This is a genomic window from Corynebacterium stercoris (assembly GCF_024160105.1).
Taxonomy (GTDB): Bacteria; Actinomycetota; Actinomycetes; order Mycobacteriales; family Mycobacteriaceae; genus Corynebacterium; species Corynebacterium stercoris.
Genome location: NZ_JAMFTQ010000007.1, coordinates 105014 through 118788 on the forward strand (window position 1 = coordinate 105014; position 13775 = coordinate 118788).

Below are 13775 nucleotides of genomic sequence, written 5' to 3' on the forward strand. Positions count from 1 at the left end.
AAAGACAACGCGATGCACCTCACTCCGATGCTTTCCATGACGCGCCCCGCCCTGATCTTCCCCGGCCAGGCCAGCGCGTGGCAGGCCGCGCTCTCCGACGCCGCCGCGTCCCCCGCCACCGCCGCGCGCCTGGGGCAATTACTTGACGACGCTCTGTTGCTCACCGGCCCCGTCGCCCGCCCCCTCGCCTCCGTGGTGCCGGGCGTGGCGGAGCGCCTGCGCGAGCTCATCGACCCGGACAGCGGCCCGGAACGCGCCGACATCGACGCGCTGCCGGCCGTGAGCGTGCCGGGCATCCTGCTCGCGCAGATTGCGATGGTGGAGCACCTGCGCGATCTCGGCCTCGACGTCGACGGTGCGATCAAGGACGGCCACTCGCAGGGCGTGCTGGCCGTGGCCGCCGTCGAGGAGCCGGTGCAGGCGCTGGCCTTCGCGTTCCTCTTAGGCGCCGCCGCGTCGCAGGTGCACGGCGCGACCGACGCCGCCCCGCGCATGCTGTCCGTGCGCGGCCTGCCGGCGCGCGAGCTCACCGAGCGCTTCGACGTTGCCGTAGTCAACGGCCCGCGCCACGCCATCCTCGCAGGTACGCCGGAGGAGCTCGCCGACTCCCGCTCCGCCATCGAGGCGGAGGCGGAGGCGTACAACGCGAAGCTCGAGGCGGCGGAGTTCGGCGGTTCGGCGCTGGAGCCGGTCTTCGACATGCTCGACGTCGCCTACCCCTTCCACAGCGCGGAGAACCAGCCGGCAGTGGAGCTGGCCGCCGAGTGGGCTGAGTCTTGCGGCATTTCGCTTGCCACCCCGGGCAGCCCGCGCGAGCTGGCGCAGACGATTCTGGTGGACCGCTTCGATTTCCCGCAGCGCATCGCGAGCGCGCTTGAGCAGGGAGCGACGCACGTCGTCACGTTTGAGCGCGGCATCGCGTCGATCATCCGCACGCTGGTCGCGGGCGCGGGCGTGCCGGTGATCACGGCGGATTCGGCGAAGGCGCGCGACCAGCTGGCCACCCCGGGTACCGAAATCCCGGCCGCGGCGGACTACGCCGATTTCGCGCCGCGCCTGGTACGGCTGCCGGACGGCCGCGTGCTCACCCAGACGCGCTTCTCCGCGGTCACGGGCCTGTCCCCCATCATCCTGGGCGGCATGACGCCGACGACCGCCGACGGCGAGATCGTCGCCGCCGCAGCCAACGCCGGGTACTGGACGGAGCTCGCCGGCGGCGGCATGTACTCCGAAGACGTGTTCAACGAGCACGTCGCCACGCTTGAGGCGCACCTCGAACCGGGCCGCACCGCCCAGTTCAACACCATGTTCTTCGACCGCTTCCTGTGGAACCTGCAGTTCGGCCAGACGCGCATGGTGCCCAAGGCCCGCGCGGCCGGCGCCCCGTTCAACGGCGTGTGCATCTCCGCCGGCATCCCGGAGGTGGAGGAGGCAACCGAGATCATCGCGGGCTTGCGTGCCGACGGCTTCCCTTACGTCGCCTTCAAGCCGGGCACCGAGCAGCAGATCCGCGACGCGCTGAAGATCGCCGCCGCGAACCCGGAAATCCCGGTGATCCTCATGATCGAGGACGGTCACGCCGGCGGCCACCACTCCTGGGTGGACCTGGACGATATGCTGCTAGCCACCTACGCCGAGGTGCGCGCCCACCCGAACGCGCTGCTCACCGTCGGCGGCGGCGTGGCCACCCCCGAGCGCGCCGCAGAACTCATCACCGGCGAGTGGGCGACGCGCCACGGGCTGGTCGCCATGCCGGTGGACGGTGTCTTCCTCGGCACCGTCGCCATGGCAGCGAAGGAGGCGAAGGCCACCGACAGCGTGAAAGACCTGCTGGTGACCACCCCGGGCATCGACCCGGCGGACAACGGCGGCTGGGTCGCCCGCGGCACCGGCCGCGGCGGGGTCGCCTCGAGCCAGTCCCACCTGCTCGCGGACATCCACGACCTGGACAACGCATTCGCCAGGGCCGCGCGCCTGATCACCGGGCTTTCGAGCGACCAGTACGCCGCCCACCGCGAGGAAATCATCGAGGTCCTCGCCCCCACTTCGAAGCCGTTCTTCGGCGATGTCGAGGCGATGACGTACGCGGAGTGGCTCGAGCGCTTCGTGGCACTCGCCCACCCCTTCGTCGACAAGAGCTGGGATGCCCGCTTCCTGGCCGTGCTGCACCGCATCGAGGCGCGCCTGAACGACCGCGACCACGGGGAGATCGAAACTCTCTTCCCGTCGGATCAGGCGATTGATCCGAAGACTGCCGTCGAAAAGCTGCTGTGCGCGTACCCGCAGGCGCGCGAGCTGCACGTCTCCCCGCGCGACGCGGCCTGGTGGATCCAGCTGCACTACGCGTACCCGAAGCCGATGCCGTGGGTGCCGGCGATCGACGCGGATTTGAAGATGTGGTTTGGCAAGGACACGCTGTGGCAGGCACAGGACGAGCGCTACACGGCGGACCAGGTGCGCATCATTCCGGGGCCGGTGGCGGTTGCGGGCATCACGCAGAAGAACGAGCCGGTGGCGGAGCTGCTCGCCCGCTTCGAGGACGCCGCGACGCAGCAGCTGCTCGCTGCAGGCGCGGAGCCGACGGATGTCTTTGCCCGCCTGGAGGGCGCGGCGAGCGCGGAGGCGTTCATCACCGCCGCGCCGACGCTTATGTGGCACGGCCACCTCACGGCCAACCCGGCGCACACGATGGACCCGTCAGCGTACGAGATCCTGCGCGACGACGACGGCTGGGCGATCCGTATCATCACCGATTCCTACTGGGACCACCTGCCGGAGGAGCAACGCCCGTTCTACGTGCGCGACGTGGTCATCCCGGTCGACCTGCCGGAAGGCACAGCCACGGGGGGCTCCCCGGTGGTCAGCGACGCGCGCCTGCCGAAGGCCGTGTTCGACCTGCTCGCAGGCCTTGCCGGCGTGGGCTCCGTGTCCGAGGCGGGCGACGAGATCACGGCGCTACCCACGCTTGTCGACGGCGTCGCCCACGCCACCTTCACCCTCCCCGCCTCCCTGCTCGCGGCGCACACCGCGGTGACGGGCGCGGCGCTGCCGACGGGCGAGAAATCGGTCGTCGGCACGCCTGATGTCCTCGTCGGACCGTGCTGGCCCGCGATTTACACCGCGCTGGGCTCGGGAGAGCTCGCCGACGGCTTCCCCGTCATCGAGGGCCTGCTCAACGCCGTGCACCTCGACCACGTCATCGACCTGCGCACGGAGCTCACTTCGCTTGCCGACGGCCGGACCATCCACGTCACCTCGTGGTGCTCGTCCATCGCGGAGAGCGCCTCCGGGCGCATCGTGACGGTGGAGCTGGAGCTTCGCGACGGCGACGGCGGCGACGTGGTGGCGACCCAGCTGCACCGCTTCGCCATTCGCGGCCGCGCCACCGTGAACACCCCGCCGGCCCAGGCGCCGGCGTACGGCGGCAGCCCGGACGCGGACAAGGTTGAGGCAACCCCGCGCAGCTTCGTCGACCGTGCGGTCGTGCGCGCCCCGCACGACATGACTCCGTTCGCCCTGGTGTCGGGCGATTACAACCCGATTCATACGTCGGCAAACGCGGCCGCCCTGGTGGGCCTGGACGCGCCGCTGGTGCACGGCATGTGGCTCTCCGCCACCGCCCAGCACCTCGCCGCGCGCCACGGCGCGGTGACCGGCTGGACGTACTCGATGTACGGCATGGTGCAGCTCGACGACGAGGTGGAGATCACCGTCGAGCGCGTCGGGCGCGTGGGCATCCGGCCGGCGCTGGAGGTGACGTGCCGCATCGGCGGCGACGTGGTCTCCCGCGGCCAGGCGCTGCTCGCCCAGCCGCGCACTGCCTACATCTACCCAGGACAAGGCATTCAGGCCGTGGGCATGGGCAAGGGCGACCGCGACGCGTGCCCGGCCGCGCGCGACGCGTGGCGCCGCGCCGACCGCCACACCCGCACCAAGCTCGGTTTTTCCATCCAGCGCATCGTGGACGAGAACCCCACCGAGGTCACCGTCAAGGGCGAGGTGCACCGCCACCCGGACGGCGTGCTGCACCTCACCCAGTTCACCCAGGTCGCGCTGGCCGTGGTGGCCTACGCGCAGACCGAGCGCCTGCGAGTCGCCGACGCGCTGGGCGCCGACGCGATGTACGCCGGCCACTCCCTCGGCGAGTACACCGCGCTTGCCAGCCTGGGCAACATCTTCGATCTCGAGGCCGTGATCGACATCGTCTACTCCCGCGGCTCCTCGATGGGCACGCTTGTGCCGCGCGACGCCGACGGCAACTCCGAGTACGCCATGGGCGCGCTGCGCCCGAACATGATCGGGGTGGCGGACGCTGACGTCGCCGCCTATGTTGCGCAGATCGCGGAGGAGACCGGCGAGTTCCTCGAGATCGTGAACTACAACATCAAGGGCATGCAGTACTCCGTCGCCGGTACGAAGCGCGGCCTCGCGGAGCTGGCCCGGCGCGCCAACGGGGTGCGCGAGCGCGCTTACGTGCCTATCCCGGGCATCGACGTGCCCTTCCACTCCCGCGTGCTGCGCTCCGGCGTGCCGGAGTTCGCTGAGAAGCTCGACGAGCTGCTGCCGGCGCGCATCGACGTCGATGCACTCGTGGGCCGCTACGTGCCCAACCTGGTGGCGCGCCCCTTCGAACTCACCCAGGACTTCATCGACGCGATCAAGGCGGAGGTGCCTACCGACGCTCTCGACAGCGCCTCCCCGGACACCATGGACCCCTCCGACCTGGCCCGCCTGCTGCTCATTGAGCTGTTGGCCTGGCAGTTCGCTTCCCCGGTGCGCTGGATTGAGACGCAGGACCTCCTCTTCACCCGCGTCGACCAGGTAATCGAGATGGGGCTCGCGTCCTCGCCTACGCTGACCAATCTGGCGAAGCGCGAGATGGACGTCATCGGCCACCACATCCCGGTGCTCAACGCCGAGGCGAATCAGGACAAGGTCATGCTTGCCGACGTCACCGCCGCACCCGAACCCGAGGAGGCCGACGAGGTTGAGGCGACGGCTCCGGAAGTGCCCGAAGCGGCTCCGACCGAACCCGCACCTGCTGCGCCCGCCGCTGCCCCCGCCGCAGCGCCGGCCTCCGCCGCGACGGACATCCCCTTCACCGCCGCGGACGCCGTCATGGTGCTCTTCGCCTTCCAGAACAAGCTGCGCATCGAGCAGATCACGGACGCGGACACGATCGAGGAGCTCACGGGCGGCGTGTCCAGCCGTCGCAACCAGCTGCTCATGGACATGTCGGCGGAGCTGGGCGTGCCGGCGATCGACGGCGCGGCGGAAGCGGGCGTCGCGACGCTGCGCGAGCGTGTGATCTCAGCCGCGCCGGGCTACACCCCCTTCGGCCCCGTGCTCGGCGAGGCGGTGTCGACGCGCCTGCGCCAGGTGCTCGGTGCAGCGGGACTGAAGCCCGCAGCCGTCGGCGAGCACGTCACCGGCGCGTGGGGGCTGCCCGCCTCGTGGGCGCCGCACGTCGAGACGGCGATCCTCCTGGGCACCCGCGAGGACGAATCGGTGCGCGGCGGCACCCTGGCCACACTCCCGGCGGTCGCGTCCAAGGCGGACGCGCACGCGCTCATCGACGCCGCCATCGAGCAGGTGGCTGCGGCGAACGGTCAGGTGGTGAGCCGAGCGTCGGCAAGCACGGGCTCCGCCTCCGTGGTGGATTCGGCGGCGCTCGACGCGTACCGCGCGGAAGTCACCGACGCCCTCGCCGCCACGGCGCGCACGCTGTTGGCGAAGCTCGGCATCGAGGACGAGCGCCCCGCGGTCGAGGCGAGCGACACCACCGTGCTCGACACCGTTGAGGCGGAGCTCGGCGCCGGCTGGGTTGCCCAGGTCACGCCCGCGTTCGACGCGCGCAGGGCAGTGCTTTTCGACGATCGTTGGGCGCAAGCCCGCGAGGATCTCGCCCGCGTGGCGCTGGGGCAGGCGAATGTCGCGGTCAAGCGCTTCGCCGGCACGGGCCAGACCATCGCTGAGCAGGCGGCCTGGTATGCGGAGCACGGTTTCGCCGGCCCGCTGGAAGAGATTGCGTGCGCGGCGGTGCAGGCGCCGGAGCTCGCGTACGCGGACGATGTCGCGCTGGTGACGGGTGCCGCGCCGGGTTCGATCGCCACCGCCCTGGTGGAGCGCCTGCTGGGAGGCGGCGCGACGGTGATCATGACCGCTTCCCGAGTGGACCAAAAGCGCAAGGAATTCGCGCGCAAGCTCTACCGCGACCACGCCGCCGCCGGCGCTGCGCTGTGGCTCGTGCCCGCGAACTTGAGCAGCTACCGCGATGTCGACGCGCTTATCGAGTGGATCGGCGCCGAGCAGAAGGAGACGGTGGGCAACACCGTCAGGGTGCGCAAACCCGCACTCGTGCCGACGCTCGCCTTCCCCTTCGCCGCCCCGGGCGTCTCCGGCTCGCTGGCGGAGGTCGGCGGCAACGCCGAGACGCAGGCCCGCCTGCTGCTGTGGAGCGTGGAGCGCACCATCGCGGGGCTGTCGCGACTCGCGCAGAACGCGGACGTGCCGGTGCGCACCCACGTCGTGCTGCCGGGCAGCCCGAACCGCGGCACCTTCGGCGGCGACGGCGCGTACGGCGAGGTCAAGGCCGCCATGGATGCGATTGTGAACAAGTGGGCAGCTGAAACCGGCTGGCCTAACGGCGTGACGCTGGCGCAGGCGCGCATCGGCTGGGTTTCAGGCACGCACCTCATGGGCGTCAACGACATACTCATCCCCGCCGCGCGCGAGGCCGGCATCCACGTGTGGGACCCGGAAGAGATCTCCGGCGAGCTCATGGCGCTGGCCTCTGCCGACGCCCGTGAGCGCGCTGCGGAGGCCCCGATCGACCACGACCTCACCGGCGGGCTCGCCGACGCGGAGGTTTCCATCGCCGAGCTCGCCCGCCGCGCCCGCGCCGACGAGACCGGCGGCGATTTTGCCGCGCAGACTGCCAGCACCGCGCCCGAAACCATCAAGGCGCTTCCGAACGCCGCGAACCCGGCGCAGCCAAACGCGATCGAGGTCGGCGAGATTACGTGCCCGCTCGAAGACATGATTGTCATCTGCGGCGTAGGCGAGGTGTCCTCGTGGGGGTCAGGCAGGACGCGTCGGGAAGCGGAGTACGGCATCCGCCGCACCGGCGACGTCGAGCTCACCGCGGCCGGCGTGCTGGAGCTCGCCTGGATGACGGGCCTGGTGCGCTGGGCGGAGGACCCGACGCCGGGCTGGTACGACCGGGACGGCGCGGAGGTCGCCGAGGAAGACATCTACGAGCGTTTTCGCGACGAAGTCGTCGCTCGCGCCGGCGTGCGCGAGCTCACGGACAAGTACTTCCTCACGGACCAGGGCTCGATCGACCTCACCGAGGTGTTCCTGGACAAGGACGTGACGTTCACGGTGGCGTCGGAAAGCGAGGCGCGCGATTTCGCGGCGGCGGATCCGGAAAAGACCGTCGTCATGCAAGCCGACGGCGAGTGGACCGTGACGCGCCTGGCCGGGGCGAAGGCCGCGCTGCCTCGCAAGGCGACGCTGAGTCGCACCGTCGCGGGCCAGATGCCCGACGATTTCGACCCGGCGAACTGGGGTATCCCCGCGCAGATGATCGACAACATGGACCGCATCGCCGTGTGGAACCTGGTCACGGCCGTCGACGCGTTCATCTCGGCCGGCTTCACCCCGGCCGAGCTGCTGCGCGCCGTGCACCCGGCGGACGTCGCGTCGACGCAGGGCACCGGCGTGGGCGGCATGGAAAGCCTGCACAAGGTGTTCGTCTCCCGCTTTATCGGCGAGGACCGCCAGAGCGACATCCTGCAGGAATCCCTGCCGAACGTGATCGCGGCGCACGTTATGCAGTCCCTCGTCGGCGGCTACGGCTCGATGGTCCACCCGGTCGGCGCCTGCGCCACCGCGGCTGTCTCCGTCGAGGAGGCCGTGGACAAGATCGCGCTCGGCAAGGCCGATTTCGTGGTCGCCGGCGGCATCGACGACGTCCAGGTCGAATCCCTGCAGGGCTTCGGCGAGATGAACGCCACCGCCGAAACCGCCGCCATGCGCGCCCAGGGCATCGACGACCGCTTCATCTCCCGCGCCAACGACCGCCGCCGCGGCGGCTTCCTCGAGGCAGAAGGCGGCGGCACCGTGCTCGTCGCGCGCGCCTCCCTCGCGCTCGAGCTGGGGCTGCCGGTCCACGCCGTGCTCGCGTACGCCTCCTCCTTCGGCGACGGCGCGCACACCTCCATCCCCGCGCCGGGCCTGGGCGTGCTCGCGGCCGCCCGCGGCGGCGAGGCGTCGCGCTTGGCTCGCTCGCTGCGCTCGCTGGGCCTTTCGCCTGACGACGTCCGCCTCTTGAGCAAGCACGACACCTCCACCAACGCGAACGATCCGAACGAGTCCGAGCTGCACTCCATCCTGTGGCCGGCGATCGGCCGCGATCCGCGCGCGCCGATGTACGTGATCTCGCAGAAAACGCTGACCGGCCACGCGAAGGCGGGCGCGGCGCTGCTGCAGATCGGCGGGCTCATCGATGCGCTGGCCGGCGGCACGCTGCCGGCGAACGCGTCGCTGGACTGTGTCGATCCGCTCATCGAGCCGAAGGCGCGCAACCTCGTGTGGCTGCGCGAGCCGCTCGACCTCGGCGCGGGCGGGGTGAAGGCGGCGGCGCTGACGTCGCTCGGCTTCGGCCACGTCGGCGCGCTGGTGGTCCTCGCCCACCCCGGCGTGTTCGAGGCCGCTGTGCGTGCCGACGCCGGTTCCCAAGCCGCCGACACCTGGCGCGAGCGCGCCAACGCCCGCCTGCGCGCGGGTGCAGAGCATCTCGAGGCCGGCATGGTGGGCCGCCGCGCCCTGTTCACCCAGGTGGAGAACCGCCGCTTCCACGAAGGCAACGCCCACGACGGCGAGATCGCGCTACTGCTCGACCCGGACGCGCGCCTCGGCGAGGACGGTGTGTACCCGCGGGGTTAGTGCGGCGCGCGCCTAGTGCGGCGCGCCTAGATCGCGGTCCGGTACAGCTGCGTCCCCGGGCGCAGCTTCGTGAGGGCCTCGGCGGTGATCGTGGCTCCGAGGTCCTTCGGCGTTTCGGCAGTGCCGGTGCGGTCGGCGGCGACTACCGCGACGAAGTGCCGGCCCGGCAACGCGTTCAACCCGTCGACGGCGACCTCTTGCCACGTCTCGCCCAGCTCCGCGAACCCGCGCACCGGCGCGCTGGCCGCGAGATCACGCGGCAGCCACCCGGCGATGTCGGCCGCGACGCGTGCTGCCTCGTCCCCGCGCCCCTCCTCGTGCAGACCGAGCGCCAGCGCCGCGAGTGTCGCGGCCATCTCGTATTCCGGTCCGTGCGCCGCGAGGCGAGCGGTGGTGTGGAGGAGGTCGTCGTAACGCGCCTGTTCAATGCAGCGGCGCGCACGGGCGAGGTCCGCGTAGAAGCGGACCGGGTGCAGCGTGCCGGTGGCCTGCTCGGCGGCGCGGGCGAGCGCGTGCAGCGCGCCCGACTCGTGCGCGAGGAACGTGCAGGTCACGCGCGCGCCGTGCGCTTCGCCCTGGACGGTGACGGCGTGCGGGTCGGCGGGCAGCTCGCAAAGTACCTCACGGGCGCCAGGAACGTCGAAATCTCCGGCGCGGGCCTCGGCACGGCGCAGCACGTGGTAGGTCGCCGTGAGTCCCGGCTCCCCAGAGATCGCGTCCGCGGCAGCCGCGAGGACCTCGACGGCGGCCGTCGGGTCATCGGGTAGCTCGGGCGCGGCGGGTGCGGGCGCCTCCGTCGCGGGCGCGGGCTGCGTGACGCCGTCCGCGGTGATGTCCATGAAGCGGCCCAGCAGCGCCCGCCCGAAGCGCTCCTGCACCGGCGTGACGGCACCTTCGCGGGGCGTGACCTCGACCGATGCCGTCAGCGGCGCACCCGCCACGGTTGTGGAGAAGGAGTAGGTCTTGGCTGCCATGGCCGCGAGTGTACGTATCCTGGCGCTATGCGTTTTCCCTCCCGCGGCCTCGTGCCGCTCTTCGCCGGTGCCGGCATCCTGCATTTCGTGAAACCGGAGCCGTTCGACGAAATCGTCCCGCCGGAGCTTCCCGGTTCGCCGCGCACCTATACCTATATATCTGGCGCTGCGGAGCTCGCGGCGGCCGCGATGCTGGCGGCCCCGTGGCTCGGGCCGCGTTCGCATGCGGGGCACCGCCGCCGTTCGGCCAAGCTGCAGCGCGCGGGCGGGTTGTTCTCGGCTGCGCTCCTGGCAGCCGTGTGGCCGGCGAATTTCTACATGGCCTGGCAGTGGCGCGATCAGCCGCTGCCGAAGCTGGCCGGCGCGATCGCCAGGCTGCCGCTGCAGCTCCCGCTGATGAATGCCGCCCGCCGCGTGTACCGGAAGGGGCGCCTTGACTGAGGCTGAGGCGGGGAAGATCCGAACGTCGATACGCGAGATGATCGAGGCGCGGAAGCCGGAGTCCTCGATCTGCCCCTCGGAGGTGGCCCGCGCGCTGTTCAGTGCGGATGCGTGGCGCGACCGGATGGATGATGTGCGCGCCGTCGCCGCCGAGATGGCCGCCGAGGGCCTGGTGCGGATCACGCAGGGCGACGCCGAGGTGGACATCGCGACGGTGAAGGGGCCGATCCGGATCCGCCGTGGCCCGATGTGGTTTTGCCCCGAGGGCGAATTAGACTGAGGCCCTATGACTTCGAAACCCGACTTGACCACCACCGCTGGCCGCATTGAGGACCTGCGCAACCGCCTCGCCGAATCCCAGGCGCCGGTTGGTCAAGACGTGGCGTGCGCCGCCCGCACGCGCATCGAGCAGCTCATGGACCAAGGCACGTTTGTGGAGACGGACGCGCTCGCCCGCCACCGCGTCGAGGCGTACAAGATGTACCGCACCAAGCCCGCCACCGACGGCGTGGTCACGGGCTACGGGCTTATCGACGGTCGCCGCGTGTGCGTGTTCTCCCAGGACAGCACCATCTTCGACGGCGCGATCGGCGAAGTGTACGCCGAGAAGATGCTGAAGATCTACGAGCTGGCGATGAAGACTGGCGTGCCCGTGGTGGGCATTTACGACTCCGCCGGCCCGCGCTGGCAGGAGGGCATTGTCACCGCCCACATGCAGGCGAAGATCCTGCGCGCCGCGTCGGTGGCGTCGGGGTTGATTCCGCAGGTCGCCGTGGTTGCGGGCCAGACCAACTCGCTGGCCGCTACGACGGTGCCGCTCGCCGACGTGACCGTGATGGTCGAGGGTGCGTCGCTGCAGCTCGCCGGCGCCGCTGTCGCTGCCGCCGCGCACGGCGCTGAGACCGGCCTCGCCCACCTCACCGCCGCCGACGACGCGGAGGCGCTGGACCGCGTCCGCACCCTGCTGAGCTACCTGCCGCTGAACAACCAGGCGGGTTCCCCGCTGGGCATGCAGCCGCGCACGACGGTGGAGCCGACGCCAGCGAACCTGGACGAATTCATGCCGGACGACGATGACGCCGCCTACGATGCCGCCGAGATCATCGCCTCCGTCACTGACGGCGACTTCTTCGAGCTGTCCGGGAGTTACGCGCCGAACGTGATCACCGGCTTCTCCCACATCGGCGGACGCGCGGTGGGTATTGTGGCGACGCAGCCGAACGTCGACCAGGGCCGCCTGAGCAACGCCGCCGCCCGCAAGGCCGCGCGCTTCATCCGCACCTGCGACGCGTTCAACATCCCGGTGCTGCAGTTCTTGGACTGCCCCGGCTTCGTCGAAGGCGATGCCGAGGCCTGCGCGCCCGCCGGTGCCGCCGCTCTCGCCTACGCGTTCGCGGAGGCGCAGGTGGGTACCGTCACCGTGATCACCCGCAAGGCGCTTGGCGCCGCCTACACGCTGCTGGGCTCGAAGGGTCTCGGCGCGGACCTGGTCTACGCCTGGCCGACGGCGCAGATCGCGCTTGCCGACGCCGCCACCGCCGCCACCCAGATCGGCACCGACGCCGCGGAGTACGAGGCGGAGAACCTCAACCCTTACGTGGCCACCGAGCGCGGCCTCGTCGACGCGGTGATCGAGCCGAGCCAGACGCGCCACCAGGTGCTGGAAGGTCTCAGGTTACTGGAGCGTAAGGTCGTGTACCCTACCCCGAAGAAGCACGGGAACATCCCGCTGTAGGAGGAAGGAGTCCGGCAGTGACCACAGTGCACACGCACGCAGCAAACCCGCTGTTCACGGTGACCAAAGGTGACCCGACCGAGGAGGAAATCGCCGCGCTGACCGCGGTGATCTCCGAGCTGCACGCCGCGCAGCAGGCCGCGGCGCACCCGGCGGACCGCAACGGCTGGGGTGCCGCCCGCCCGGCGAACCACAACGCCGCGCTCTACAACCCGCACGCCTTCGGCAACGTCGCCTACTTCTAAGATGCGCCTCGTCCTCGCATCGCAATCGCCCTCTCGGCGCATGCTGCTCGAACAGGGCGGCGTGGCGCCGATTTTGCACCCGGCGCACATCGACGAGGACGCAGTGATCGCCGAGATGCGCGGCGCCGCCCCGGCTGACATCGTGGTGGCGCTCGCCCGCGCGAAGGCCGAGGCGGTGGCCGGCGAGTTCCCCGAGGACGTGGTGATCGGCTGCGATTCGATGCTCCTGCTTGACGACGAACTTTTGGGCAAGCCCCATACCGTCGAGGCCACCATCGAGCGCTGGAAGCAGCAGCGTGGCACAACGGCGCATCTGCTTACCGGCCACGCGGTTGTGCACCGGAGTGAATGGGTGACGGAGACAGTGCGCACCGCCATCCGGTTCGGCGACGTCAGCGACGCGGACATCGAAGCCTACGCACGATCCGGCCAGCCGCTGGAATGCGCGGGCGCGTTCACCTTGGAAGCGTTGGGCAGCTGGTTCATCGACTCCATCGACGGCGACCCGACCAGCGTCATCGGATTGTCCATGCCGTTTTTGCGGCGCTGCCTGTACCGCTTCGGGTTGGACGCCTCCGATTTCTGGGAGTGAGGGTCACATCGGGTTAACCTTGGGGCATGAGCCGACTCACACACATCACCAGGCTTCTCGTTGCGGTTCCGGCGGGGCTCGCGCTGGCGTCGTGCAGCACCGGAGGCACCGACACCGCCGCGCCCGCGCCGTTTACCTCGGCACCAGCCCCAAGCACGAGCGTTGTCACGACGACGTCGGTGGAAACGACGACGTCGGAAGAAACGCCGTCGTCAAGCGAAAGCCCCGCCCAGGAGGCGGAGTGCGCGGCGCTGCCGAAAGACCCGCGCGAGCAGTACCCCACCGGCACCGCACCCGGCCGCATGCCGAACGTGGACGGGACGGATTACAACTACTGGATCGCGGACATCGAGAACCACTACGACCCGTGCGCGCCCGTGAGCTGGATCATCTTCCGCGGGTCGCTGGGCGATGAACGCGGCCCCGCCGGCACCGGCGCGTCGATCACGGACGGCATCGCGTTCTACATCAACGGCAAGCCCGACGGGGAGATGCGCACGTTCACGAGCATCGAGAACGTGGCGCTCGCAAGCCCGGACACGGTGGTTATGACCTGGGGCGAGCGCACCGGCGCCACCGCGGAGGGCATTACCGCGCACTACTCCGTCACCCTCGAGGCGGACCCGGGCGGCATCCAGGCCATCGGTGGCGAGATGCTGGAATTCACCGACCGCTGGTACTCCCCCTACGGCATGTACATGCTGGGCACCTACGACCTTAAGTTCTAGTGGTCGTTGCAACACTGATCTGAAGGGTTGGTGTTGGTGATGACGGTGTCACGGTGGGATCCACCGGTTGAGGAGATCACTCGGTTCCACCAGTTGGTGGTGGGTGATGGT

The 13775-nt window shown here is 70.5% G+C and carries 8 protein-coding genes; 7 read left to right on the top strand and 1 reads right to left on the bottom strand.

Features of this window, described 5'->3' with window-relative positions; all coding sequences use genetic code 11:
• Positions 1-12: 12 nt before the first annotated feature.
• A complete protein-coding gene (locus M5J20_RS07295) occupies positions 13-8949 on the top strand; it encodes a type I polyketide synthase (protein ID WP_253578017.1) in 8937 nt (2978 codons plus the stop codon).
• 26 nt (positions 8950-8975) lie between these two features.
• Here the strand turns inward: M5J20_RS07295 and M5J20_RS07300 are convergent, their stop codons facing one another.
• Positions 8976-9923: a hypothetical protein gene (locus tag M5J20_RS07300; RefSeq protein WP_253578019.1), complete on the bottom strand. Its 948-nt coding sequence runs from the start codon at positions 9921-9923 to the stop codon at positions 8976-8978.
• 27 nt (positions 9924-9950) lie between these two features.
• On the opposite strand from M5J20_RS07300, the gene M5J20_RS07305 reads away from it, so the two are divergent.
• From M5J20_RS07305 to M5J20_RS07330, 6 genes are read left to right on the top strand one after another with little or no spacing between them, the layout of a single operon-like run.
• A complete protein-coding gene (locus M5J20_RS07305; RefSeq protein WP_253578021.1) occupies positions 9951-10364 on the top strand; it encodes a DoxX family protein in 414 nt (137 codons plus the stop codon).
• A complete protein-coding gene (locus M5J20_RS07310; protein WP_256478169.1) occupies positions 10357-10644 on the top strand; it encodes a DUF3253 domain-containing protein in 288 nt (95 codons plus the stop codon). Before M5J20_RS07305 ends, M5J20_RS07310 begins: the two co-directional genes overlap by 8 nt.
• 6 nt (positions 10645-10650) lie before the next feature.
• Positions 10651-12099 carry an acyl-CoA carboxylase subunit beta gene (locus tag M5J20_RS07315; protein WP_253578023.1) on the top strand — a complete coding sequence of 483 codons (1449 nt, stop codon included), beginning with the start codon at positions 10651-10653 and terminating at the stop codon, positions 12097-12099.
• A 17-nt stretch (positions 12100-12116) separates the two neighbouring features.
• Positions 12117-12344 carry an acyl-CoA carboxylase subunit epsilon gene (locus M5J20_RS07320; protein WP_253578025.1) on the top strand — a complete coding sequence of 76 codons (228 nt, stop codon included), beginning with the start codon at positions 12117-12119 and terminating at the stop codon, positions 12342-12344.
• A gap of 1 nt (position 12345) precedes the next feature.
• Positions 12346-12936, top strand: coding sequence for a Maf family protein (locus tag M5J20_RS07325; protein WP_253578027.1), 591 nt, complete (start codon positions 12346-12348; stop codon positions 12934-12936).
• Positions 12937-12962: 26 nt separating this feature from the next.
• On the top strand, positions 12963-13664 hold the full coding sequence (locus M5J20_RS07330; RefSeq protein WP_253578029.1) for a hypothetical protein: 702 nt from the start codon (positions 12963-12965) through the stop codon (positions 13662-13664).
• Positions 13665-13775 lie beyond the last annotated feature (111 nt).